Source organism: Brevibacterium sp. CCUG 69071 (assembly GCF_021023135.1).
Classification (GTDB): Bacteria; Actinomycetota; Actinomycetes; order Actinomycetales; family Brevibacteriaceae; genus Brevibacterium.
Genome location: NZ_PGFV01000010.1, coordinates 1 through 23,986 on the forward strand (window position 1 = coordinate 1; position 23,986 = coordinate 23,986).

The window sequence follows — 23,986 nt, forward strand, 5'->3', positions numbered from 1 at the left end:
GCCCAGCACCCTCGCGCGAGGGTGCTGGGCCGCCGTCAGGTAGCAGTGGGGGAGAGACTCAGGCCGCGTGGACCTCGGTGCTGGCCTTCGACACCCGGTCGACGAGGTGGTCGGTGTAGGCCGGCATCGTGAGGAAGTCGGGGAAGGTCTCGCCGAGCGCGCTGGCCCGGAAGATCTCGATCGCCTCGGTGAAGTGATCGGCCGGCTGACGCTCGAGCAGTGCGAGCTCCTCGCCCAGGAACCGCTCCACCATCTGGTGGGTCAGCTGCTCGCCATTGTCGAGGGTCACCCCGTGACGGATCCACTGCCAGATCTGCGAGCGCGAGATCTCCGCGGTCGACATGTCCTCGAGCTGGTTCTCCAGGGCCACATGGCCGTTGCCGCCCAGCCATTCGTTGATGTAGCCGATGGCCACGCGGATGTTGATCCGCACGCCTTCCTCGGTGACGATCGGCTCCAGGCCGGTGATGTCGAGGATGTGGTCGCTGGTCACCTGCACATCGGGGCGCTTGTTCTCCAGCTGGTGCGGCTTCGAGCCGAGAGCGGCATCGAAGACGCTCAGCGCAGCCGGCACGAGCGCCGGATCGGCGACCCAGGTGCCGTCGAAGCCCTGCCAGGCTTCACGGGCCTTGTCCTCGCGCATCCGCTCGAACTCCGCGGCCACGAAGGCCTCATCGGGGTGTTCGGCCATGAGGTTGCTCATGGTGCCGATCGCGTGGGCACCGCGACGGTGGCAGGTGGCGACGAGGCGGTCGGTGAAGGCCTTCATCAGCGGCAGGTCCATCCTCAGTCGCTCACGGTCGGGCAGAACGAACTCGGTGGAGTGGCGCAGGTTCTTGACCACCGAGAACAGGTAGTCCCAACCGGCGGCTTCGAGTCCGGCGCAGTGCTCGCGCAGCTCGAAGAGGATCTCCTCCATCTGGAACACGGCCGTGATCGTCTCGATGTGGGCGGTGGCGCGGATGGTGCCCTGCTCGATGCCCAGACGGTCCTGCGAGTAGACGAAGATCTTGTTCCACAGGCGAGCCTCGACGGAGGACTCGAGCTTGGGCAGGTAGAAGTAGGGGCCCGAGCCGCTGTCGATGAGGTGACGGGCGTTGTGGAAGAAGTACAGACCGAAGTCGACGAGCGGTCCCGAGGTGGAGAACTCCTTGCCGGCATCATCGACGTAGAGCAGGTGCTTCTCCGGCAGGTGCCAGCCGCGGGGACGCAGTCCGATGGTCGGCTGGTTGCGGTTGTTCACACCGGGCAGCTGTCCTCGGATGGCGCGGTGGAGGTTGAGCTGTCCGCCGATGACGTTGGCCCAGGTCGGGCTCGTGGCGTCTTCGAGATCGGCGAGCCACACCTTGGCCTGCGAGTTCAGCGCCGCAACCACCTCGCGTTCGGTGACCGGACCGGTCAGCTCAACGCGACGATCTTCGAGGCCGGGAGCACCGGTCGAACCGGCGACCTTCCAGCTGCGGTCGGCGCGGATGCGAGCGGTATCGGGTCGGAACCTCGGGAGGGTGCCGCCGTTCATCTCGGTTGCCCGGTTGCGGCGTGCGGTGAGCAGTGTGCCGAGGTGGCCGGCGAACTCGTCATGGAGTCCGGCGATGAAGTTCAGTGCGGGCTCCGAGAGGACAGTGTCGAAGCCGGGTTCGAGCGGTGCGTTGATCTTGATGTAAGACATGGGCTTCTCCTCACCCGTCGTGGCGCTGTGATTGCTGCCTGGTGTGGTGGTGCAGTGGCTGTGATGGTGCAGGTGGTGCAGGTGGTGCAGGTGGTGCCGGTGGTGCGGGAGTTTCTGGGAAGTCGTGGTGCGAATGTGACGGCGCGGACCGGCGGAGTAAACCCCGTGAAAACTCTGCCGATCCGCGCCGAATCCGTGGTGGCCCTCAGGCCGGTGCGGAACTCAGTGGAACTGAGCGGTCTCGGTGGAGCCGGCGAGCGCGGTCGTCGAGGACTCCGGGTTGAGCGCGGTCGAAACCAGGTCGAAGTAACCGGTGCCCACCTCGCGCTGGTGCCTGGTGGCCGTGTAGCCGCGTTCCTCGGCAGCGAACTCGCGCTCCTGCAGGTCGACGTAGGCCTTCATCTGTTCGCGGGCGTAACCGTGAGCCAGATCGAACATCGAGTAGTTGAGCGCGTGGAAGCCGGCCAGGGTGATGAACTGGAACTTGTAGCCCATGGCTCCCAGCTCGCGCTGGAACTTCGCGATGGTGGCATCGTCGAGGTGACCCCGCCAGTTGAACGACGGCGAGCAGTTGTAGGCGAGCATCTGATCCGGGTACTCGGCATGGATCGCATCGGCGAACTGCTTGGCCGCCTCGAGATCCGGTGTGGAGGTCTCCATCCACAGCATGTCGGCGTAGGGCGCAAACGACAGTCCGCGGGCGATGCCTGCTTCGATGCCGTTCGTGATCTTGTAGAAGCCCTCAGCCGTGCGCTCACCGGTGACGAAGCGCTGATCGCGCTCGTCGATGTCCGAGGTCATGAGCGTGGCCGCCTCGGCGTCGGTGCGAGCGATCACGAGGCTGGGCACGTTCTCCACGTCGGCCGCCAGGCGAGCCGCGTTGAGAGTGCGGATGTGCTGCGAGGTCGGAACGAGAACCTTGCCGCCGAGGTGGCCGCACTTCTTCTCGGAACCGAGCTGATCCTCGAAGTGCACACCGGCGGCGCCGGCAGCGATCATCGAGCGCATGAGTTCGTAGACGTTGATCGAACCGCCGAAGCCCGCCTCGGCGTCGGCGACGATCGGAGCGAACCAGTCGTCGACCTTCTTGTTGCCTTCCGAGGACTCGATCTGGTCGGCGCGCATCAGCGCGTTGTTGATCCGACGCACGACCTGCGGCACCGAGTTGGCCGGGTAGATCGACTGATCGGGGTAGGTCTGTCCGGCGGCGTTCGCATCGGCGGCGACCTGCCAGCCCGAGAGGTAGATGGCGTTGAGGCCGGCCTTGACCTGCTCGACTGCCTGGTTGCCGGTCAGCGCGCCGAGTGCGTTGACGTACTCACCCGATTTGATGTCGCTGGAGCTGACCTGCTTCCACAGGCGCTCGGCGCCGTGGCGGGCCAGTGTGTGCTCTTCGATCAGCGAACCGCGCAGTTTGACGACATCCTCGGGCTCGTAGTCACGAGCGACTCCCGACCAGCGGGCATTGGTGGCCCAGTCGCGGCGGATGGCTTCAGCATCGTGCAAGCTGTTCTGCGTGGTGTTCTCAGTCATTGTCCTTCTCTCTTCCTCGTTCGGGGTTGATGAGTTCATTCTGTCGGCGCTGCAAGGGGTGTAACAGAGGTTTTCCGGATGAATAATCTCTGATTTTCCGGTTTCAGAAATTTCCGGATTCTGTCATACTGGTTTCCACGAAAGTGAACCAGACCACATCGTCGACGGGAGCCGCCCTGATGAGCATTGACGCCGATCTCAGCGAGAACGATCAGCAGACCGATCCATTGAGTATCGGCAGAAGAATTCGGTTTTTTCGCAAACAGCAGGGGCTGACCCTGAGTGAGCTGGGCAAGGGAGTGGGGCGTGCAGCCTCCCAGATCTCGACGATCGAGAACGGTAAGCGAGAAACTTCTGTCACCCTCCTGACCGCGATCGCCAAGGCCCTGAAGACCGACGTGGCCGAGCTCATCGACCCCTCCCCCGTCGACGATCGGCAGGCCCTCGAACTCGAGGCCGAACGCAATCAGGCTTCCCCCATGTACTCATCTCTGGGGCTGCCGCAGGTGCGGATCAAGTCCCTGCCCTCCGATGCGCTCGAGGCGATCGTCGGCCTGCAGCGTCAGCTCTCCGAGGCCCTCGAGCGGAGGGCCGCCACCCCCGAGGAGGCCAGGCGGGCGAACCGGGAGCTGCGGGAGAGGATGCGCGAGAAGAACAACTACTTCGCCGACCTCGAGGCCCAGGCCGCGGAGCTGCTCGACCTGGTCGGGTACGAGTCGGGCACCGTGTCCCAGCGGCAGACCGCGCTGATCGCCGAGAAGCTCGGGTTCAGCCTCCACTACGTCTCCGATCTGCCGGAGTCGACACGGTCGATCTCGGACACCGCGAACAGACGGATCTACCTGCCGAATGCCGATGCGGCCTTCGACCCCCGGTCGCACCTGCTCACGAGCATCGCCCCGCACGTCCTCGGCTACGATTCGCCTACGGACTTCGAGGACTTCCTCAAGCAGCGTGTGGGCGCGAACTACCTGACCGCGGCGATCCTGCTGCCCGAGCGCACGGCGGTGCCGATGCTCACCGAGGCAAAGAAGAAGCGCGAACTCTCCGTGGAGCATCTGCGCGATATGTTCGGCGTCGGCTACGAGACCGCCGCCCACCGCTTCACGAACCTCGCCACCGAGCACCTCGGCCTGCCGGTCCACTTCATGAAGGTCCACAATTCCGGGACCATCCACAAGGCGTATTCGAACGACGGCCTGCCGTTCCCGACCGACCCGCTCGGCGCCGTCGAGGGCCAGTTCGCGTGCAAGCGCTTCACCTCGCGGACGGTGTTCCGAGTCGCCGACAGGTTCAGCCCCTACTACCAGTACACCGACACCCCGGAAGGCTCATACTGGTGCACCGCCAGGGTTCTGCCCGGCGGCGACTACGCCATCAGCGTCGGCGTGCCCTTCGCCCACGTGAAGTGGTTCGAAGGCCGGGAATCACCGATTCGCTCGAAGTCGGAATGCCCCGATCCTTCGTGCTGCCGGCAGGCGCCGGAGGATCTGGCCGAGAAGTGGGAGGAGAAGTCCCTGCCCTCGGCGCGGATGCACGCCTCACTCCTGGCCGCGGTTCCGCCGGGAGCGGTCCCCGGAGTCGACGACACCGAGGTCTACCAGTTCCTCGAGCGTCACTCCGGCTGAGTGGGCTCCGGCTGAGCCTGCCTCACGCCTTCGACAAGACTGGGGTGTCGGCGAGCACCTCGGCGAGGTGGACGAGCAGGAGTTCACGCCACCACAGGTATTCGTGGCCGCCGGAGAAGGTGCTGGTCCCGACGCTCAGGCCGCGGTTCGAGAACTCCGGGACCGCCTCGGCGACGGAATCCGCAATCGCCGTTTCCAGGGTTCCGTGGTCGATGAGGAATTCGGGACGAGGGTCCGCGGCGGCTCCGGCGCCGGGGACGTGGTCCCAGATCCTCCTGCCCTGTGCGTCGGATTCCCAGAACGATGGCGACAGGCAGATTCCGCGGCATTCCTGCGGGCGGCGCAGCGCGAAGTAGGCGGCGGCCAGACCCCCGTAGGAGGCTCCGGCGATGATGCTTCGGCTCCGGGACTCCGGGGCGAGCCGGTCGACGAGCGCGAGCACCTCGTCGCAGAATCTCGGGTTCATCACCAGGTCAGAGGCCCGCACCTCGAAGGCGGAGGAATCCGAGGCGGGCTCGAGTGGCGCATGGTCGACGGCGAGCACTAACGAGGGCGGGCTGACGAGTTCGTCGACCGCGGTGAGCAGTCCGCCGTCGATGAAGGCGCGTCCGTCGAAGACGACGAGCACCGGCGCCGAGGCGGGGGCGCGCTCGGGTCGGTACGTCCAGACTCGCCGTGGTGTGGAATCGAGGGCCTCGATCCGTTCGACCGAACCGGCCGACTCGGCATCGTCCGCTCGTTTCTCAGTCGAGACCACCCCATCGGGCGTTGCGGCCTCCTCCTCGGACGCGCCTGTATCGGCGGTCCAGATCAGCGGCCTGGCATCGGGGGCCGCGATCTCGAAGACGGGTCGACCGAACATGTCGTTGACGATGCGCAGCCCAGTGTCCCGCGGGATGAAGGCCTCGTCGAGGGCGGCCAACCAGGTCTCCCGGTCGGCGGAGTCGATGCCGGCAGGCACGGGCATGAAGTCCAGACTGCCGCGGAAGCCACGAGGAACCCGGAGTTCGGCGACGAAGGACGATCCCTGCTCGGACTCCGTGAGAGTCATGATTCCGCCAGGAACATCCCGACGATCGGTGACGCCGTTGAGGTCGGCGAACAGCTTCCGGCGTGCAGGCTCGGACGCATCACCCGCCCCGGCGTCGGAGTCCCCCATCCCGGAAACCCCCACCGCGGAGTCCCCTATCGCGGAAACTCCCACCGCGGTGATCCCGAGTTCCGGCGGGACCAGATCGGCCGGCAAGGTCAGATGCAGAGTCCACGCTTCGCCGTCGTCGGTCCAGGTGCACAGCCCGCTCATCAGCCATTCACCGCCGTGTCGAGCTTCCAGGCGATCGGAGGCTCGGTCGCAAGGGAGGGAGCGGAGCGGACTCGAGCTGCGGACAGTTGGGGTAGAGACACTTTTACTCCAGGGAAATGGTTTGGTTAGCCTCAGCTAATATAACATGTCTCTGTTCGGTCGGCCTGGGTGACGGTGCCAGCGGGATTCGAGGGCGCGGCTATCAGCGCCAGCGGGATTCGAGGGCGCAGTTATCAGCGCCGGGGCTCGAGGGCACGGTCGACGACGTCCTCAGCGATGGCCAGCGCCGAGGTGGCACCCCACCGAGGGATGCTCCTGACCATGGTCAGCCTCCCGCGCTTGTCTTCGCGCACCTCATTGATCAGCTCTCCTTCGGCGCTCATCGCTTGGGCTCTGACTCCGCGCGGTCCGGCGGCGACGCTGTCTGCGTCGAGGGCCGGCACGAACTTCTGCAGTCTCTCGAGGAAGGCGGATCTGCTGACGACCGGCCGGGCGCCCCGGGCTGCGGTCTTCGCGGTCTGGGCCGCGAACTTCCAGAAGCCCTTGAACTTCACGGTCGAGCCCACGTCGCCGAGGTCGAATCCGCGCTTCTCGTACTTCTCACGCCCGAAGGCGACAAAGGTGTTCGGACCGAGCATGAGCGAACCGTTCACACCTCGGACCAGCGCGGCGTCTGCAAACGGGGCGGAGGGATCGGGCACGGAGCCGACGATTCCTCGGACCACCTCGGTGTCGGCCTCATCGACGATGTAGACGTCGCTGGTGAACGGGACGATCCGGGGTTCGGCGCTGAGCCCAGCAGCCTCGGCCAGACGGTCGGCCTGGAGTCCGGCGCAGGTGATGACGAGGTCGAAGGTGCCCAGGGTGCGCTCCTGGTGGTCCGAGTTCTCGGCGCGGCCAGCCCTCTCGGTGTGCTCAGAATCCTCGGTGCGATCCCCATTCACGGTACGGCCGGAATCCTCGGCGCGATTCGGCGAATCCGTGGGTGCCGAAGTGCCTCCTCTGCCTGACCAGGTGTTCGATAGCTTCTCGGTGAGGTTCTCGACGGTATCCTCGACCTGCTTGAACCAGTCCTGGCCGCCGAAGCGGCTGCGCAGCTCATCGCCGAAGTCGACGACCGGGCCGGAGGCGTCATCGCCCCGGTAAGTGCGCGGCACCTCATGGACCTGCTCGTCGATGTCGTCGTCCCGATCCTCGCGGGTGCCTTCATCTTTGCCGCCGCTGACCCCGCTGACCCCGTCGCCGTCGCCTGTTTCCGCACAGTGATCCTGACCGCCGCCGACCTCCGATGTACTCCGTCCGCGCAGCCGCACTTCGTTGCTCATCACGTCGAAACCGGTGACTTCGGTGTCGAAGACGAAGGCGCCCCCGGCCGCGATCACATCGGAGGCGAGCGCCTCGGTCAGCGCAGCGAAGTCGGTCACCGCGGTGTGCGGGGAGTAGAGGCCGAGCACTCCCCTGGCATTCGGTTCGATCTCGCGCAGCTCGCCGCGCTCAAGCAGCCTGACCCCGGGGATCTCGTTCTTCTCGGCGGCGGTGAAGAGCTCCTCAAGACGGTCCGCCTCATCGGTGGTCTGCGCGACGAGGAGCTGCCCGCACTCTCGGTAGGGAATGCCGCGTCCGCTGACGAACGGAACCAGGAGCTCCACGCCACGGCGGGCGAGCTTGGCCTCCTTCGATCCGGCCGCCTCAGCGAGTCCGGAATCGACGATCCCGGAGGTGTGCCCGCTCTGATGCGCGGCGACGCGGTCGGCCTTGTCGAACACGGTGACCTCGGCATCGGGGAGGCGGTCGGTCAGCTCCCGGGCGATGGCGACGCCGAGGATGCCGGCACCGACCACGGCCACTCGTGAAATACTCATACAGCAATCTTTGCACCGATCACCGTGAAGGAGAAGGATGACGACCGCGCTGAATTGGCCCGGCAAGGATGCCGCGTTCGCCCTCGGTCGCCGGCTCGTCTCCGTAGATCCGCACGGACCGCTCCCCCACCTCGGCGCCGGCGATGATGCGGCCCCCTATAGTCCGGATCCGCACGAGAACCTCCTCCTCATCGGCGACAATCTGCCGGCCCTCACCGCGCTGCTGCGCACGCATCGGGGGCGGGTGAAGGTGGTCTACATCGATCCGCCGTACAACACGGGCAATGCGCACGACTACAAGGATCACGGCCACGATCACGCGAGTTGGCTGTCCTTCATGGCACCGAGGCTGCTCCTCGCACGCGAACTCATGCGCCCCGACGGGGTGCTCTTCCTTCACCTCGACGACGGCGAGAGCGCCTGGGCACAGCTGCTCGGGCACGAGATCTTCGGTGAGGACAATTCCCTGGGCACCCTCATCCATCAGCGGGCGAAGGGCGGGGGCAATGCGCGTTCCTTCGTCCGCGGACACGACTACGTCCATGTCTGGGGCCGCGATGCCGCGCAGGTCGGGCCGTTCCTCACCGAGAAGAAATCCCCCGCGAAGCTCGAGGTCATCGACGGCCGGGCCATGCTCGTCGAGACCGATGTGCTCCGGGCCAGGTTCGGCCGCTATGCGCGCGGGTCCGAGCGGCGGCTGATGTACGAGGACATCCTCGCGGTCAAGGGTGAGAGGAAACTCGCCGAGGTGGACGCGAAGCTGGCCACGGGCGAGTACATCCTGCGGCCCTGGGGTGAGGGCAAGCACGCGGTGGTGCGCGTGACCCCGGCCGAGAAGGCGAGCTCGAAGATGTACTCGATCATCAAGGCACTCGGCGGGCAGAACGACCTCGAGGCCCTGGGTCTGGGCGGGATCTTCAGCTATCCGAAGCCGGTGGAGCTGGTCAAGGCGCTGGTCGCCTCGCAGACCTTCTTCGATCCCGAGGCGATCGTGCTCGACTTCTTCGCCGGCTCCGGCACGACGGCGCAGGCAGTGATGGAGGCGAATGCGCGCGATGCGGGGGCACGCTCGTTCGTGCTCGTGCAGACGCCGGAGGAGCTGCGTTCGAAGAACGCCCGCGCCGCGGTCAGCGGGGGCGGCAAAGGCGGTGCCGGCCCGGATGCGGGCGGGGGCGCAGATGCGGGCGGCGACGCGGGAGGGGAGGCGTTCCCGACGATCAGCGAGCTCACCGCCGAACGCATCCGTCGCGCCGCGAAAGAGCACGCCCCCGACCTCAGGTTCACCGAACTCTCGGTCGTGGACTGACCCTCGGAAGCGATGGGGCGGCGCCGACTCCGAGGAAGCAGCTGAGACCAGAACGGCACCATGGTGGACAGCTGAGGCAGGACTCAGTTCCGCGTCATAGGCTCGAGAATGACTCGCCACCTCGGCGTCGTCATCTGCACTCGATCAGCACCGGAGAAGGAGTCAACATGTCCGTCGTTGCCATCAACACCCTCACCGTCCCCGAACCCGGCCGCGCCGAACTCGAGAAGCGCTTCGCCGCGCGCAAGCACTCCGTCGACGGAGCTCCCGGCTTCGAAGGCTTCCAGCTGCTGCGCCCCGTCTCCGGCGGAGACAAGTACTTCGTCTACACCCAGTGGGCCACCCGTGAGGACTTCGAGAACTGGAAGCAGAACCGGAAATCCTCCCACGAGTCGACCGGCAAGGAGCCCGTCTCCAGCGCAGCCGAACTCCTCGAATTCGAGGTCGTCGACCTCGGCGAGTGATCCGTCGACCTCGACTGACGGTCCTTCGGCGGCTGACCGCCCCTCAGCCCTCGGCCTTCACCCCTCGGTGTCCTTGTCGAGCTCGCTGAAGACCTCGACATGGTGGGGGCTGCCGGCGATGAGGATCTCATCATCGGCGTAGAGCGTGACGTCGCGGTCGGCGATGTCCCAGCGGGAGCCGCCCCGACGTTTGAACGCGACGACCGTGACATCGTATTTTCCGCGCAGCCCCGTCGAGGCCAACGGCACATCGGCGATCCGCACGGGCGGGGTGGTGCGAGCGAGCACGAAATCCTCGTCGATCGGCAGAAAGTCCGAGATGTGCCCGCGGATCAGGTGCGCCAGACGGCGGCCCATGTCGTTCTCCGGGCTGATCACATTGGGGATGCCCAGCTGGTGCAGGATCTCGGCGTGGGGCTCGCTGATCGCCTTCGCCCAGATATGGCGGTTGCCGAGCTTGAGGATCCGTGAGGCCACGAGGATGCTCGCCTCGAGATCGCTGCCGATGGCGATGACGACGCGGGAGACCTCGTCGATGCCGAGCTGACGGAGGACCACCTCGTCGGTGGCGTCACCGCGGGACACATGAGCGAGCCTGTCGGCGAATTCGGCCACGACCGCCTCGGCGATGTCGATCCCGATGACGTCGACCCCATGGCTCGCGAGCTCCTTGGCCAGGGATCCGCCGAACCGCCCCAGACCGATCACGGCCACGGCACCGTCTTTGGCCAAGCGGGTGGGATCTCCGGTGAAGAACGACGCGGAGCGCGCCATCCAGTTCTTCTCAATCATCTCTGTGGACCTTTCGTGTCTGCATTGTCTGTGGTGTCGCCGTCATTGGGCGGGCCTTGTATCCGGTCATCCGATGAGCGGCCGCTCCTTCGGCAGTTCGAAGCGCAGCGGTCGCGAGCGAAGGGCCAGCCCCGTGGCCACGGTGACCGGGCCCAGGCGGCCGAGGATCATCGTGAGGATGAGGACGATCTGACTCAGCGGCGGCAGATCCGCGGTGATCCCGGTGGAGAGTCCGACGGTGCCGAATGCGGAGATGACCTCGAAGAGGATCCGGTCGAGACCGAGCTGCGGGGCGTCGAAGAGGATGAGCATCGTCGCGCAGACGATGAGTCCGAGGGCGAGGACGATGACGGTCGTGGCCTGACGATGCACCGACCGCGAGATGCGCCGTCCGAAGAGATTGACGGCGCGGCCTCCGCTGATCTCCGTCCATGTCGTCGCGGCCAGCACCATCACGGTCGTGATCTTCACCCCGCCCGCGGTTCCGGCGGGACCGCCGCCGATGAACATGAGGATGTCCATTCCGAACCAGGTCAGCGAGTGCATCTGGCTGATGTCGACGGAGTTGAATCCGGCCGTGCGCGTGATCGTGGACTGGAATGCCGAGGCCTGCAGCTTGCCCCAGGCGTCGAGGTGGCCCATGGTGCCGGGATTGTTCCATTCGAGCACGGCGATGAAGGCGGTGCCGCCGATCAGCAGCAGCGGAGTCATCACCACCATCACCCGCGTCGTCAGCCCCCAGGTGAACGGTGAGCGGTAGCGGCGGACCAGTTCGATGAGCACGGGATAGCCGAGCCCGCCGAGGATGACCGCAATGGCGATCGGCCCGCAGACGAATGGATCGGCCACGTAGGCCATGAGGTTGTCCGACTTGAGCCCGAAGCCGGCGTTGTTGAAGGCCGAGATCGCGTGGAACACGGCGTTCCATGCCGCCTGGCGCGGCGGTTCGTCGTAGTGGATCGAGAACCGCAGGAACAGCGCCGAGGCGACCGCGAGTTCCGTACCGAAGGTCAGCCCCGCGATGCGCAGCACCATCGGCTTGATGCCGCCGATGACCTCGCTCTTCGTCTCCGATGCCACCGAGCGGCGCAGCTTCAGACCCGCTTTGCGGGCGATGAGCAGTGCCAGCAGGGCGGTGAGCAGCAGGACTCCGAGACCTCCGACCTGGATGAGGGCGAGGATGACGAACTGTCCGAAGAAGGTGAAGTCCTGCCCGGTGTCGAGGACGACCAAGCCCGTCACGCTCAGCGACGAGGTGGCGGTGAAGAGAGCCGAGAGGAGGGAGATTCCGCCGGGTGCGACGGTGGCCGCCGGGGTCATGAGCAGACTCGTTCCGATGACGAGTGCCGCCAGGTAGCCCGCGATGACACGATCGATCGCGCTGCGATGTGAGCTGTGCACAGAGGAAATCTAGCACCACCGGAGTCACAGAGCGCTGACTCTCCGGTAACTCTCAGAATCCTGCTACTCTGCCAATCAGTGAACACTCAACGGGCTCGAGCAGCGAACCGGTCACCGGCGATCGCACTTCGGGCACGGCCCCGACCGAAATGACGAGGTTGATCATGAGCCAGGCCGAGACAGAGCTGCACGACCGCGGCCACGGATTCGTCAGAGCATTGGGCACGGTCGATGCCCTGTTCATCGGCTTCGGCGCGATGATCGGCTTCGGCTGGGTGGTGCTCACCGGCGACTGGCTGAGCGGTGCCGGCACGCTGGGCGCGATCCTCGCCTTCGTCGTCGGCGGCATCATCATGTGCTTCGTCGGCACCGTCTATTCGGAGATGGTCGCGGCGATGCCCCATGCCGGCGGTGAGCACAACTACCTCATTCGGGCGATGGGCCCACGGGTCTCCCTGTTCGGGTCATGGGCGATCACCGGCGGCTATATCAGCGTGGTCATGTTCGAGGCCGTCTCGGTGCCGAAGACCGCGGTCTACCTGTTCCCGAACCTCGAGCAGATCAAGCTGTGGAACGTCGCCGGCTTCGACGTCTACCTCACCTGGGCCCTCGTCGGCACGATCTGCGCGATCGTCATCGCCTGGGTCAACATCCGCGGCGTCAAGGTGGCCTCACTCGTTCAGACCTTCGTCGTCTGGTTCCTCATCATCGTCGGCCTCATGCTGCTGACCGGCGGCTTCATCGGCGGAGAGATCGAGAACACCGAACCGCTGTTCACCGGCGGCGGGGCCGGCTTCATCGGGGTCATGGCCGTGGTGCCGTTCCTGTTCGTCGGCTTCGACGTCATTCCCCAGTCCGCCGAGGAGGTCAAACTTCCACCGGCCAAGATCGGCAAGCTCGTCGTCGTCTCCGTGGTCATGGCCATCGCCTTCTACGTGATCATCATCGGCACCACCTCGTTGGCGATGCCGGCCGATCAGATGGGCACCCACGATCTCGTCACCGCCGATGCCCTGTCGATCATGTTCGGCTCGGCCATCTGGGGCAAGATCGTCATCGCCGGCGGGCTGGCCGGCATCATCACCTCATGGAACGCCTTCCTCATGGGCTCCTCGCGCCTGATGTGGGCGATGGCCACGGCCGGCATGATCCCGAAGTGGTTCGGCAAGCTCCACCCGAAGTACCGCACACCGTCGAACGCGATCATCTTCATCGGCACCCTCTCCGCGATCGCCCCGTTCTTCGGCACCGCGGCGCTCGGGTGGATCGTCGACGCCGGGTCCCCCGCGATCGTCATCGCCTACTTCCTCGTCAGCGTCGGATTCCTCGTTCTGCGCAAGCGCGAACCGAACATGGAACGCCCCCTGCGGATCGGAGGAGCCCGGGACGGCGGCTTCGTCATCGGCGTGATCTCCTCGGTCCTCACCTTCATCCTGTTCATCCTCTACATCCCGATCACCCCGGTCTCCGCACAGCTGGCTTGGCAGTCGTGGGTCGGCTTCGCCGTCTGGCTCCTCGTCGGCGTCATCTTCATGTTCCGTCTGCCGACGGGCATCAAGGCAGGCCCGAATGCGGAGAACGAGCTGCTCGCGAAGGTAAAGTCCCTGCGGAAGAAGTGAGTCGGCGGACAGCACAGACGAGCGCGGCCAGCGGCTCAAGGCCAGGCTGACCGCGCTCGGTTCAGGGGCGGATTCGGACTGCAGCTCTCACACGGCGGCGTCATGCGACGCCGCGACGGAGGTTCACACAGCGGCGTCGAGTCCCTTAGTCTTCAGACGTTCGCGCTGGTTGGGGTTGACGCTCGGACGGAACGGCATCTCGACCACCTCGGCGCGGACCGGCTCACCCGGGGTGTCGGCGAACGGCTCCGGCAGATGCACCCAGTACTCGGTGCCCAGCGCGGTCGCCGTCGCCGGAACATGAGCCATGGCGATATTGGCCTCGAGCTCGGGCGAATACCACGGTGAGGTCACATAGCCCACGGCCTCACCGTCGGCGGACGCGCTGACCAGCCAGAAGTCCGGCGCGTAGTCGGTGATGGGTTTGCCTCCGACCAACAGACCGACGAGCTGGGTGGAGTACGGCGGCGTCCCCGCCTCGATCTGGGCGCGTACCTCCTCGAGCTTGGCCTTGCCGATGTAATCGGCCTCCTTCTTCCGCGGCACCTGGTAGGAGAGGTTGACTTGGAAGGGGTAGGTCTCGAAGTCCATGTCCTGACCCCAGGAGAGGATGCCCGCGGCGATCCTCCGGTGGTGGCTGGGGGCGACGACCTTGAGGTTGTAGGGCTCACCGGCGGCGAGCACCGCGTTCCACATGTCCTCGGCGTACTTCGTCGCATCCTTGAGGTAGATCTCGTAGCCCTTCTCGCCGGTGAACCCGGTCTGGGAGATGATGACGTCGTGCCCGCCGACCTGGGCTTCCATGAGTCCATAGCTCGGCAGGGTCCGGCCCTCCTCACCGACGAGATCGGAGATGACATCGACGGACTTCGGGCCCTGGACCTGCACCGGTGCGACGTCGATCTCCTGGATCGTGACGTCGTACTTCGCGCCGACGTTGACCCCCTGCAGCCAGAGCATGAGATCGGTGTCGGAGAGGCTGAACCAGAATTCGTCGATCGCCACGCGCAGCAGGATCGGATCGTTGAGGATGCCGCCTGCTTCATTGCACAGGATCACGTAGCGGGCGCGCATCACGGGGATCTTGGTCGCGTCACGGGTGATGACATAGTTGACGAACGCCTCGGCGTCGGGTCCTTTGACCTGAATCTGGCGTTCCACGGCGACGTTCCACAGGGTGACGTCGTTGACGAGGGACTGGTACTCGACCATCATCCCTCCGTCTTCCCGCGGCACATAGCCGCGCGGGTGGTACATGCGGTTGTAGATCGATGCCCTCCAGCATCCCTGCTCGACGGACAGCTCCCAGTACGGCGACTTGCGCACTCGGGTGTCGATGAGCATTTCGACCGGGGTCGGGCCTGATTGGCGAAGGTTGATCGGGACGGCTCTGTCGCTCTGATCCACTGACGGGACGTTGTTGTCCATGGTGTTCCCCCTGCTTGCAGAGTTTTATATTATGGAACTGAATTCCCATATTATGGGTGCTTTGAGTGTAGAATCGGGGCCACAGGAGATGCAAGGACTTCTGACCGGTAACTTAGGCGTGTTGCGATCGCCGCGACCGCCGGCCGAAAGGAGACGAGGTTGTCTGCCGCAACGCTGAGTTCGCTGCTCCGATCCGCCCGCTACGAGATCCTGCCCACCGCGGGCGTCGTCGAACGCGTCCACGAATATGTCGCCCCCGGCCGAGTGATCACGGTGACCGCGTCGACCGGCCTGACGCTCGAGGCGACCCTGTCGACGACCGAGCAGCTGCAGGCGCTCGGCTTCCACGCCATCCCGCATATCGCCGCCCGCATGGTGCAGGGCCGGACCGAGCTCGAGGAGATCGTCGGCCGGATCACCGAGGCGGGAATCGACCGGATCTTCGTCCCCGCCGGTGACGCCACCCCGCCCGCGGGCGGGTATGCCGGCGCCCTCGACCTGCTCGTCGATCTCGCGAGCATGGCCCCACCGATCCAGCACCTCGGCGTCTCCGCCTACCCGGAGACGCATCCGCTCATCCCCGATGACGTGACCATTCAGGCGATGTGGGACAAACGCGACTATGCGACCCACCTCGTGTCGAACCTGTGCTTCGATCCCGCCGCCGTCGCCGCGTGGCTGGCCCGGGTCCGGGGGCGCGGGGTCGAGCTGCCGCTGATCCTCGGCATCGCCGGGAAGGTCGAGCTTGCGAAGCTGGCGCGGGTGGCTTCGAAGATCGGCGTGGGCGAGTCGACGAGGTTCCTGCGGAAGAACACCGCAACGTTCACCCGCATGGCCAAGCCCGGCGGCTACAACCCGCGGAAGTTCCTCGACAAGCTCGGCCCGACCCTCGACGATCCGGCGATGGGTGTGGTCGGGCTGCACATCTACACCTTCAACCAGATCAAGGACACCGAGGTGTGGCGGCGCAAGCAGCTCGCCGCCCTCGGGGAGGCCGACCTCGACGGGGTGACCACGAGCTCGTAGCGGTGGGGCCCCTGCCCGCAGAGTGATCAGCGATCCCGCCACCCCTGTCACAATTTCCGCTCGCCGCCCGACAACCATGATGTCGGGCGCTCCCCTGCGCGCGACGAGACTCCTCGGCGCGATACACATCGAGCCGACTTCGACCGAAAGGGACACCCATGGCACGCATCAGCATCGATCAGATCAACAAGAAGGGCTACTCCGCCATCCTCCACCTGGACACCTACTGCAGGCAGGCGCTCGGGGCCGAACTCTACGACCTCGTCAAACTCCGCGCCTCGATCGTCAACGGCTGCGGGTTCTGCGTCGATATGCATTCGAGCGACCTCGAGAAGCTCGGAGTTGCCTCGCGCAAGCTCTACGCCGTCTCCGCCTGGCAGCATGCCGGATCGCTCTTCGACGACAGGGAGCGCAGCGTCTTCGCCCTCACCGATGCCGTGACCACGCTCGGACCCGAGACCGTCACCGACGAGATCTGGGACGCTGCAGCCGAGCACTTCTCACCCTCGGAACTCGGTGACCTGCTGCTGGCGATCTCGACGATCAACACCTGGAACCGCCTGGCCATCGCCACCGAGACCACGCCGCCGGAGGCCTGATCTAGAGTGGACGCGTGGACGAGACCGAGCCAGGCATCGTGAACGACACAGACACCCTCACCCCGGCGACCCGCACCTGGGCCGGTGAGAGAGGGCGCCTGTTCGGCATCGCCTATCGGATCCTCGGCGATGCCGGCCATGCCGAGGATGTTGTCTCGGAGGTCGGCATCGCCGCGCTCGTCCATGAACGCGAAGCCACCGAGCCGATCGACTCGTGGTCCGCGTGGCTGACGACGGTGTGCGTGCGACGGGCCATCGATCACTCCCGCCACCTTGCCACCGTCAAGGAGGACTACCCGGGGCCTTGGCTTCCCGAACCCATCGCGACCGATCAGCTGCCCGAGGACGCGGTTGCGAACAGGGAGCTGCTGTCTCTGTCGCTGCTCCACCTGGCCGAGCAGCTCTCCCCCGACGCTCGCGCCGCCTTCGTCCTCACTCGAGCCTTCGGCATGAGCACCGAGGAGGTCGCCGAGATCCTCGAGAAGCAGCCCGCCGCCATCCGCCAGATGATCTCCCGCGCCGCCCGCCGGTTGGATGCCGGCCGGGAGACGACTCGACCGGCGAATCGCAGGACGCTCGACCGCCTCGTCGATGCGATCCGCAGCGGCGATATGGCCACCTCGGTGCGCCTGCTGCTCTCCGACGATGCCGTGCTCTGGACCGATGGGGGCGGAAAGATCGCCTCGGCGCTCAACCCCGTCTTCGGTGCCGAGAAGATCGTCCGCTTCTTCGCTTCGGTGCTCACTCCCGGCGATCCGCACGGCCAGGACGTCCGCGGCATCGTCGAGGTCAACGGCGGCCTGGCAATCGCACTCAGCCGAGACGGTCGCGACCGGATCCTCGATCTCGAACTCGATGCGGCCGGCCTCATCCTCGGCCTGCGGATGGTGAACAATCCAGACAAGCTCGACCGGATCTGAGGCGGGCCGAACTCTTCTCCCGCCGAAACGAGCTGCGGCCCCGCTGGGACTCGGTCCTACCGGTGGGTGACCTTGCGTTTGAGGCTGCGTGAGAGCAGGCCCGCCTCGTCGGCGAGGAGGCGACCGAACTCATCGTGGCGTTTGGCGATGCGCATCGTCGGGCCGGAGATGCCGACGGCCGCGACCACCCGGTCGTCGATGCCGAAGACAGGTGCGGCAAGGGCATCGAGACCAGCTTCGAATTCCTCGTGCACGAGCGCAAACCCACGTTCGCGCACCTCGGCGAGGTTGTCGGTCAGTTCCTTCCGGGACCCCAGGGTGTGCGGGGTGCGGCGCTCAAGGCGTCCGGTGGGCAGGGGGATGACATCGAAGGCGTACATGACCTTGCCCAGCGCCGAGCAGTGCGGCGGGACCTCGACGTCGACCCAGTTCGTGGCGCCGAGGACGAAGGTCGAATCGACCTGCGCGACCTGGACCACCCCGTTCGCACTCGGCACTGCGAGGTTGACCGTCTCGCCCGTCTCCTCGCTCAGTCGCTGCAGCGTCGGGTCGGCCGCGGAGACGAGGGTCTCTACCCGGTCGAAGCGGGAGGCATAGGTGGCGAACAGCGAGCCCCCGCGGTAGAGCCCGTCCCCGTCGCGCTCGACGAGCCCATTGCGTTCGAGAGCCGAGAGCAGGCGAGAGACCGTTGACCGAGCCAGCTCGGTGGACCCGACCACCTCGGTGTAGGAAATCGGGTCATCCGCCCTCACCACCAGCGACAAGATCTCTGCCGCCCGGTCGATCGACTGGGTCCCATTGGTCATAGCGCTCAACTCCGTCGGGGAAAGATGCGCCGACGAACCCGTGGTTCGCCGACCGGATTCACCCTACCGCACACGAAACCGGCCTGTTCGGGTTATGTCATCTGGGATACGGTTTCGAAATGAGCAACAGCAACGAGGCTGACGGCGGCCTCGATCACCCGCACACCGGCACCGTCCAATCGGTCGACCGCGCGGTCACAGTGCTCGAGGTCATCGCCCGCACCGGCCTCGTCGGAGTCACCGACATCGCCGCCGAACTCGGCGTCCACAAGTCCACCGCCTCCCGCATCGTCACCACCCTCGAGGCACGCGGTCTGGTCGAACAGGATCAGCGCCGCGGAAAGTACCGGCTGGGCCTCGGCATCCTCCGCCTCGCAGGGGCCACGACCGCCCGCCTCGACATCGTCCAGGAGGCCTGCCCAATCACGAAGCTGCTCGCCGAGGCGACCGGGGAGACGATCAACATCGCCGTCCTCTCCGACGGCGCCGCCCGCTACCTCGACCAGGCCGCAGGCCCCGCCTCGGTGCAGAGCCACAACTGGGTCGGCCAGCGCATCCCCCTGCACGCGACTTCGAACGGCAAGGTCCTCCTCTCGGGCCTGAGCGAGAGCGGAATCCGCTCTGTCCTCGGCGCGAAGCTCAAGACCTACACCCCACAGACGGTGGTGTCGGTCCCGACTCTGCTCGCCCAGATCGCCGCGGTGGTCGAGACCGGGTCCTCGGTCGTCGTCGACGAGCTCGAGGTCGGGCTGAGCGCAGTTTCGGCACCCGTGCGCAACGCCCACGGCGATGTCATCGCCTCGATCTCGGCCTCGGGACCGAGTTTCCGCTTCACCGACGAGAAGGTCGAATCCGCGCGGGAGCAGCTCATCCGCGCGGCCGCCGACATCTCCGCCCGCCTCGGCTGGCGCGAGCACTGATTCGAGTCCCGCACCGGCCGAACGGCTCCGCCCGACCCCGCCAGACCGATCCTGCAACCGGCCGAAACACCCCTTGACACACCTCGGCGCCGGGAGGACGATCGACGTACCAAGTTCCACATCACGCATCACGTTGCGCAATACGCAACCGATGCTGTTGGAGGCAATGGCGCCTCCGGAGAGGAGCCAGTCGATGGCTTCCATTCCCGCCCAGGCCAGCGTCGTCGTCATCGGCGCCGGTATCGTCGGCAACAGTCTCGTCCATCACCTCGCCGAGCTCGGCTGGACCGACATCGTCCAGGTCGACAAAGGCCCTCTGCCCAATCCCGGCGGCTCGACCGGACACGCCTCGAACTTCATCTTCCCCGTCGACCATTCCCGCGAGATCACCGACCTCACCCTCGACAGCGTCCGCCAATACAAGGACCTCGAGGTCTTCACCGAATCCGGCGGCTTCGAGGTCGCCCGCACCGAGGAGAGGATGGAGGAGCTGCGCCGTCGGATTGCCTCGGCCCGCGCCTGGGGAATCGAATCGCACCTGGTCACCCCCGCCGAGGTGGTCGAGAAGGTTCCGTTCCTCGATCCCTCCGTCATCCTCGGCGCCTTCTGGTCCCCCGGCGTCGGCGTCGTCGACTCCGTGCGCGCCGGCACGATGATGCGCGAATCCGCGCAGTCCAAAGGCGCCCTGACGGTGGCGGCGAACACCGAGGTGACCGGCATCGATGTCGAGAACGGCCAGGTCACCCGCGTGCACACCTCCAAGGGGGAGATCGCCACGGAGAGGGTCCTCGTCGCCTGCGGTGTGTGGAGTCCGCGGATTGCGGCCATGGCCGGTGCCGCGATCCCGCTGACCCCGGCCGTGCACCAGATGATCAGCGTCGGCCCGGTCCCCCAGCTGGCCGAACGACCGGGCGAGATCTCGTTTCCGATCGTGCGCGACATGGACACCTTCTGCTACGAACGCCAGCACGGTTCGGACATGGAGATCGGCTCCTACGCCCACCGTGCGATCCTCCACGACCCGGACGAGATCCCCTCGATCGAGGCCGCGAAGCTCTCCCCCACGGAGATGCCCTTCACCGATGAGGACTTCGATCCGCAGCTCGAACAGGCCCTCGAGCTCATGCCCGAGGTGCTGTCGAATCCGGAGGTCGAAATCCGCTATGCGATCAACGGACTGCTCTCCCTGACCCCCGACGGAGCGCCGATCCTCGGAGAGTCACCCGAGGTCAGAGGCCTGTGGTCGGCGGCGGCCGTGTGGGTCAAGGAAGGTCCCGGCGTCGGCCGGGCGGTGGCCGAGTGGATGACGAACGGACTGCCCGAGATCGACGTCCAGGGCGCAGACATCGCCCGCTTCCACTCCCACCAGCGCACCCGCGAACATGTCCGCGCCCGCACCTCGGAAGCCTTCAACAAGACCTACGGCATCGTCCACCCGGGCGAGCAGTGGGCCTCGGACCGCAATGTCCGCCTCTCCCCCATGCACTCCCTGCACGACGACCTCGGTGCCGTGTTCTTCGAAGCCGGCGGCTGGGAGCGCCCGCAGTGGTACGAATCGAATGCGCCTCTGCTCGAGGAGTTCGGCGAGGCCGTGATGGCCCGGACCAACGAATGGGACTCCCGCTGGTGGTCACCGATCATCAACGCCGAACACCTCGCCCTGCGCAGACGGGCCGGACTCATCGACCTCTCCAGCTTCGTCATCCTCGACATCTCCGGTCCCACCGCCCTCGACGCCGTGCAGCGAGTGGCGCTGGCTCAGATGGATGTCGCGGTCGGCCGGGTCGTCTACACCCCGGTCCTCGACGAGGCCGGAGGATTCCGCTCGGACCTCACGATCATGCGCCTGGCCCACGACCGGTTCCGGGTCGTCACGGGTGCCGCCCACGGCATGGTCGACCGCAAATGGTTCGCCGACCGACTCCCCGACTCCGGAGCCGAGATCGCGGACCTCACCTCGGCGTATACGACGATCGGCCTCTGGGGGCCACGGGCCCGCGACATCCTCTCCCAGGTCACCACCGCCGACGTCTCACACGAAGGCTTCGGCTTCGGCACGTGCCGGACCATCCAGGTCGGCTCACTCGAGGTTCTCGCCTCGCGCATCTCCTACGTCGGCGACCTCGGCTGGGAGCTCTACGTGCCGATCGAGTCTGGGGCGAAGCTGTGGGACATGCTCACCGAGGCGGGTGCCGAGCACGGACTCGCCCCCGTCGGCCTCGGCGTCTACTCCACGACGGGACGGATCGAGAAGGGCTACCGGGCCTTCGGCGCCGAGCTCGACTCCGAACGCACCGTCGTCGAGGTCGGAATGAGCCGGCCGAAGGTCAAGGCCCAGGACTTCGAGGGCAGGGCGGCGCACCTGCGGCACCGGGACGAGGACCCCGAGACGGTCCTGTGTTCGCTCACGGTCGACGATCACACTTCGGCGTCCGGGGAGAAGCGGTACATGCTCGGCGGCGAACCCATCGTCTCCCCCGACGGCGAACCGCTCATCGACGGGCACGGGCATCCGGCCTATGTCACCTCGGCGGGGTCGGCGCCGAGCCTGGGCAAGCACGTCCTCATGGCCTTCCTCCCACCCGCCGAGGCGGTGCTTGGCAACCGCCTGGCCGTCGTCTACATGGAGGAGCGGTATCCCGTGACCGTGGCCGCGGTCGACGCGACCCCGCTGTTCGACCCCGAGAACGCGAACATCAGGAGGTAGCGATGGACATCCTCGTCTGTATAAAACGCGTCCCCGACATCGCCGGCACCGTCACCCTGAACGCGGCCGGCACCGACATCGACGAGTCCGGACTCGGCCACACCATGTCCTCCCACGAGGAGTGCGCGATCGAGTTGGCGATCCAGACCGCGGCAGCCACCGGCGGTGCGGTGACGGTGCTGACGCTGGGCCCCGCCGAGGCGGTCGAGCAGCTGCGGGCGGCCGTGGCCGTGGGCGCGCACGATGGGATCCTCGTCGAATCCGCGGATCCCGGCGCCTTCGGACCTGAGGGCATCGCACAGATCCTCGGCGATGTCGTCCGCGACCGCGCCGAGCAGGGTCAGTCCTTCGACCTCGTCCTCACCGGCAGCGATGCCGCCGACACCGGTGACTTCCAGGTCGGCATCCGTCTGGCCTATGACCTGGGCTATCCGGTGCTGACGAACATCCAGACGCTGAGCCCGGGAGGCGAGGCCGGCGGGCCGGAGGCATCGGTCGGCTCGAACGACGGCGGCGCCGCCGCCGCGAGGATCGAAGCCCGCGGAATCGGCCCGAGCGGCACCGAGATCTTCGCCCTCGACCTGCCGGCGGTCGTCGCCGTCCAGGAGGGCGGGGTCGACCCTCGCTATCCCTCGATCACGGGGCGGATGAAGGCCAAACGGGCCCCGATCGTCGAATACGACGCTCCCGAGCCGGGGGCCGGCAACCCGCGCATCCGCCTCGAACTGCCGCCGGAGAAGACGAGGTCGGTGACCATCCTCGGCGACGGGCCGGACGCCGCACCCGCACTCGTCGACGTGCTCGAAGAGATCGGAGTGATCAGGCCATGATTCTCGTCTACGTCGAAACCGATGTTTCGGGGCAGGTGCAGCTGACCTCCGCCGAGGCTCTCACCTTCGCCCGCACGAACGCCGAGGTGCTCACCCAGCTGGCCACCTCCACCCCACAACTACCTGACGGGGGCCCAGCCACCTCGCGCCACGTTGCTGAGGCCCCGTCAGGTAGCTCGGGGAGGGATGATGGGGTGGAGGTTGCGCTCGTCGGGGAGCTGACCGAGGACGCCGTCGGACAGCTCAGCCGCCTCGGCGTGAGCACCATCCACCATCTCGAGCATCCCGATCTTCAGTCCTATTCGGCCGCGGCCTGGGCGCAGGCGATCCTCGACATCGCTCCGGAATCGGGCACCGTGTCGGCCTCAGGGACCCCGCGCGGGATGGAGCTCATGGCGCATCTTGCGGTCCGTGCGGGCGAGCGCATGGCCGCCAATGTCGTCGCCGTCGATGACGAGGGTCTGCTCCGGCAGGTGCACGGCGGAACCGCCTTCGAACGGCTCCGCCTCGACGGTGACCTGCAGGTTCTCACCGTCGCCGGTCACGCCTGCAGCCCGGAAGAGGTCACGCCGACGACGCCGGAGATCTTCGATTACGAGCTCGAGATCGCCGAGGCGGACCTGCGTACCGCACTCGTGCGCACCGAGGTCGAGGCCACCGACGACACCTCCGGTCTGACCCAGGCCAGGGCCGTGGTCGGGGCCGGCCGGGGTGTCGGTTCTGAGACCGGATTCGGTGAGGTCCTCGAACTCGCCGACCACCTCGGCGGGGCCTTGGGCGTCTCCCGAGTCGTCACAGGGTTGGGCTGGCGCCCGCACTCCGAACAGGTCGGGCAGACCGGAAGCCGCATCGCCCCGGATGTCTATATCGCCTGCGGGATCTCCGGGGCGATCCAGCACATGGCCGGCGTCGACGGGGCCAAGACGCTCATCGCCATCAACACCGACGAGGAGGCGACGATGGTCCAGCGTGCCGACTACGCGATCATCGGCGATCTCCACGAGGTCGTCGGCGCCGTCAACGAGGAGATCGTCCGGCGCCGCGGATGAGGCCGCTGCGAGCGTGGAACGGGCGGACCGCCTCGGCGAGGGGGCCGTGAGATTGAGCGTGCATCGCACCGCGGATTCAAGCTGAACCCGGATATAATCCGAATCAGCAGTGACCCCACGATGA

At 66.6% G+C, this 23,986-nt stretch carries 19 protein-coding genes; 11 read left to right on the plus strand and 8 right to left on the minus strand.

The window, feature by feature from the left end; genetic code table 11:
* Nucleotides 1-58: 58 nt before the first annotated feature.
* On the minus strand, nucleotides 59-1,669 hold the full coding sequence (aceB, locus tag CV023_RS17970; RefSeq protein WP_230748442.1) for a malate synthase A: 1,611 nt from the start codon (nucleotides 1,667-1,669) through the stop codon (nucleotides 59-61).
* Between the two features lie 222 nt (nucleotides 1,670-1,891).
* The gene (aceA, locus tag CV023_RS17975; protein WP_230748443.1) at nucleotides 1,892-3,202 is read right to left on the minus strand and encodes an isocitrate lyase; all 1,311 of its coding nucleotides are present in this window, start codon (nucleotides 3,200-3,202) and stop codon (nucleotides 1,892-1,894) included.
* Nucleotides 3,203-3,381: 179 nt separating this feature from the next.
* Between aceA and CV023_RS17980 the strand changes: the two genes are divergently transcribed.
* Nucleotides 3,382-4,830 (plus strand): XRE family transcriptional regulator, encoded by a 1,449-nt coding sequence (locus tag CV023_RS17980; protein WP_230748514.1) that lies wholly within the window; start codon nucleotides 3,382-3,384, stop codon nucleotides 4,828-4,830.
* 22 nt (nucleotides 4,831-4,852) lie between these two features.
* On the opposite strand, the gene CV023_RS17985 is transcribed toward CV023_RS17980, so the two are convergent.
* Nucleotides 4,853-6,133 (minus strand): alpha/beta hydrolase, encoded by a 1,281-nt coding sequence (locus tag CV023_RS17985; protein ID WP_230748444.1) that lies wholly within the window; start codon nucleotides 6,131-6,133, stop codon nucleotides 4,853-4,855.
* A 233-nt stretch (nucleotides 6,134-6,366) separates the two neighbouring features.
* Complete coding sequence (locus CV023_RS17990) at nucleotides 6,367-7,995, minus strand: FAD-dependent oxidoreductase (RefSeq protein ID WP_230748445.1); 1,629 nt, start codon at nucleotides 7,993-7,995, stop codon at nucleotides 6,367-6,369.
* A gap of 37 nt (nucleotides 7,996-8,032) precedes the next feature.
* On the opposite strand from CV023_RS17990, the gene CV023_RS17995 reads away from it, so the two are divergent.
* Together CV023_RS17995 and CV023_RS18000 are read left to right on the plus strand one after the other, a co-directional pair.
* Nucleotides 8,033-9,301 carry a site-specific DNA-methyltransferase gene (locus CV023_RS17995; RefSeq protein WP_230748446.1) on the plus strand — a complete coding sequence of 423 codons (1,269 nt, stop codon included), beginning with the start codon at nucleotides 8,033-8,035 and terminating at the stop codon, nucleotides 9,299-9,301.
* 167 nt (nucleotides 9,302-9,468) lie between these two features.
* The gene (locus CV023_RS18000) at nucleotides 9,469-9,765 is read left to right on the plus strand and encodes an antibiotic biosynthesis monooxygenase family protein (protein WP_230748447.1); all 297 of its coding nucleotides are present in this window, start codon (nucleotides 9,469-9,471) and stop codon (nucleotides 9,763-9,765) included.
* A gap of 57 nt (nucleotides 9,766-9,822) precedes the next feature.
* On the opposite strand, the gene CV023_RS18005 is transcribed toward CV023_RS18000, so the two are convergent.
* Both CV023_RS18005 and CV023_RS18010 read right to left on the minus strand, forming a co-directional pair.
* Entirely contained in the window at nucleotides 9,823-10,557 is a 735-nt protein-coding gene (locus tag CV023_RS18005; RefSeq protein ID WP_230748448.1) for a potassium channel family protein, read from the minus strand.
* Between the two features lie 66 nt (nucleotides 10,558-10,623).
* Nucleotides 10,624-11,958: a TrkH family potassium uptake protein gene (locus CV023_RS18010; RefSeq protein WP_230748449.1), complete on the minus strand. Its 1,335-nt coding sequence runs from the start codon at nucleotides 11,956-11,958 to the stop codon at nucleotides 10,624-10,626.
* 164 nt (nucleotides 11,959-12,122) lie between these two features.
* Between CV023_RS18010 and CV023_RS18015 the strand changes: the two genes are divergently transcribed.
* The gene (locus CV023_RS18015; protein WP_230748450.1) at nucleotides 12,123-13,577 is read left to right on the plus strand and encodes an APC family permease; all 1,455 of its coding nucleotides are present in this window, start codon (nucleotides 12,123-12,125) and stop codon (nucleotides 13,575-13,577) included.
* A 123-nt stretch (nucleotides 13,578-13,700) separates the two neighbouring features.
* On the opposite strand, the gene CV023_RS18020 is transcribed toward CV023_RS18015, so the two are convergent.
* Nucleotides 13,701-15,005 (minus strand): glycine cleavage T C-terminal barrel domain-containing protein, encoded by a 1,305-nt coding sequence (locus tag CV023_RS18020; protein ID WP_230748451.1) that lies wholly within the window; start codon nucleotides 15,003-15,005, stop codon nucleotides 13,701-13,703.
* A 159-nt stretch (nucleotides 15,006-15,164) separates the two neighbouring features.
* On the opposite strand from CV023_RS18020, the gene CV023_RS18025 reads away from it, so the two are divergent.
* The 3 genes from CV023_RS18025 to CV023_RS18035 all read left to right on the plus strand — a co-directional run bounded on the left by CV023_RS18025 (nucleotide 15,165) and on the right by CV023_RS18035 (nucleotide 17,550).
* On the plus strand, nucleotides 15,165-16,031 hold the full coding sequence (locus CV023_RS18025) for a methylenetetrahydrofolate reductase (protein ID WP_230748452.1): 867 nt from the start codon (nucleotides 15,165-15,167) through the stop codon (nucleotides 16,029-16,031).
* A gap of 158 nt (nucleotides 16,032-16,189) precedes the next feature.
* Nucleotides 16,190-16,630: a carboxymuconolactone decarboxylase family protein gene (locus CV023_RS18030; protein ID WP_230748453.1), complete on the plus strand. Its 441-nt coding sequence runs from the start codon at nucleotides 16,190-16,192 to the stop codon at nucleotides 16,628-16,630.
* Between the two features lie 14 nt (nucleotides 16,631-16,644).
* A complete protein-coding gene (locus CV023_RS18035) occupies nucleotides 16,645-17,550 on the plus strand; it encodes a sigma-70 family RNA polymerase sigma factor (RefSeq protein ID WP_230748454.1) in 906 nt (301 codons plus the stop codon).
* Nucleotides 17,551-17,606: 56 nt separating this feature from the next.
* Here the strand turns inward: CV023_RS18035 and CV023_RS18040 are convergent, their stop codons facing one another.
* On the minus strand, nucleotides 17,607-18,356 hold the full coding sequence (locus tag CV023_RS18040) for an IclR family transcriptional regulator (protein WP_230748455.1): 750 nt from the start codon (nucleotides 18,354-18,356) through the stop codon (nucleotides 17,607-17,609).
* 119 nt (nucleotides 18,357-18,475) lie between these two features.
* On the opposite strand from CV023_RS18040, the gene CV023_RS18045 reads away from it, so the two are divergent.
* The 4 genes from CV023_RS18045 to CV023_RS18060 all read left to right on the plus strand — a co-directional run bounded on the left by CV023_RS18045 (nucleotide 18,476) and on the right by CV023_RS18060 (nucleotide 23,862).
* On the plus strand, nucleotides 18,476-19,276 hold the full coding sequence (locus CV023_RS18045; RefSeq protein WP_230748456.1) for an IclR family transcriptional regulator: 801 nt from the start codon (nucleotides 18,476-18,478) through the stop codon (nucleotides 19,274-19,276).
* A gap of 193 nt (nucleotides 19,277-19,469) precedes the next feature.
* Nucleotides 19,470-21,983 carry a GcvT family protein gene (locus CV023_RS18050; RefSeq protein WP_230748457.1) on the plus strand — a complete coding sequence of 838 codons (2,514 nt, stop codon included), beginning with the start codon at nucleotides 19,470-19,472 and terminating at the stop codon, nucleotides 21,981-21,983.
* 2 nt (nucleotides 21,984-21,985) lie between these two features.
* Nucleotides 21,986-22,813 carry an electron transfer flavoprotein subunit beta/FixA family protein gene (locus tag CV023_RS18055; protein WP_230748458.1) on the plus strand — a complete coding sequence of 276 codons (828 nt, stop codon included), beginning with the start codon at nucleotides 21,986-21,988 and terminating at the stop codon, nucleotides 22,811-22,813.
* Entirely contained in the window at nucleotides 22,810-23,862 is a 1,053-nt protein-coding gene (locus CV023_RS18060; protein WP_230748459.1) for an electron transfer flavoprotein subunit alpha/FixB family protein, read from the plus strand. Before CV023_RS18055 ends, CV023_RS18060 begins: the two co-directional genes overlap by 4 nt.
* Nucleotides 23,863-23,986: the final 124 nt, after the last annotated feature.

Coding starts and splice junctions, on each gene's coding strand:
- CV023_RS18015 (WP_230748450.1), top strand. CDS start 12,123: ATGAGCCAGGCCGAGACAGAGCTGCACGACCGCGGCCACGGATTCGTC.
- CV023_RS18005 (WP_230748448.1), bottom strand. CDS start 10,557: ATGATTGAGAAGAACTGGATGGCGCGCTCCGCGTCGTTCTTCACCGGA.
- CV023_RS18050 (WP_230748457.1), top strand. CDS start 19,470: ATGGCTTCCATTCCCGCCCAGGCCAGCGTCGTCGTCATCGGCGCCGGT.
- CV023_RS17985 (WP_230748444.1), bottom strand. CDS start 6,133: ATGAGCGGGCTGTGCACCTGGACCGACGACGGCGAAGCGTGGACTCTG.
- CV023_RS17995 (WP_230748446.1), top strand. CDS start 8,033: ATGACGACCGCGCTGAATTGGCCCGGCAAGGATGCCGCGTTCGCCCTC.
- CV023_RS18000 (WP_230748447.1), top strand. CDS start 9,469: ATGTCCGTCGTTGCCATCAACACCCTCACCGTCCCCGAACCCGGCCGC.
- CV023_RS18060 (WP_230748459.1), top strand. CDS start 22,810: ATGATTCTCGTCTACGTCGAAACCGATGTTTCGGGGCAGGTGCAGCTG.
- CV023_RS18055 (WP_230748458.1), top strand. CDS start 21,986: ATGGACATCCTCGTCTGTATAAAACGCGTCCCCGACATCGCCGGCACC.
- CV023_RS18020 (WP_230748451.1), bottom strand. CDS start 15,005: ATGGACAACAACGTCCCGTCAGTGGATCAGAGCGACAGAGCCGTCCCG.
- aceB (WP_230748442.1), bottom strand. CDS start 1,669: ATGTCTTACATCAAGATCAACGCACCGCTCGAACCCGGCTTCGACACT.
- CV023_RS18030 (WP_230748453.1), top strand. CDS start 16,190: ATGGCACGCATCAGCATCGATCAGATCAACAAGAAGGGCTACTCCGCC.
- CV023_RS17980 (WP_230748514.1), top strand. CDS start 3,382: ATGAGCATTGACGCCGATCTCAGCGAGAACGATCAGCAGACCGATCCA.
- CV023_RS18045 (WP_230748456.1), top strand. CDS start 18,476: ATGAGCAACAGCAACGAGGCTGACGGCGGCCTCGATCACCCGCACACC.
- CV023_RS17990 (WP_230748445.1), bottom strand. CDS start 7,995: ATGAGTATTTCACGAGTGGCCGTGGTCGGTGCCGGCATCCTCGGCGTC.
- aceA (WP_230748443.1), bottom strand. CDS start 3,202: ATGACTGAGAACACCACGCAGAACAGCTTGCACGATGCTGAAGCCATC.
- CV023_RS18040 (WP_230748455.1), bottom strand. CDS start 18,356: ATGACCAATGGGACCCAGTCGATCGACCGGGCGGCAGAGATCTTGTCG.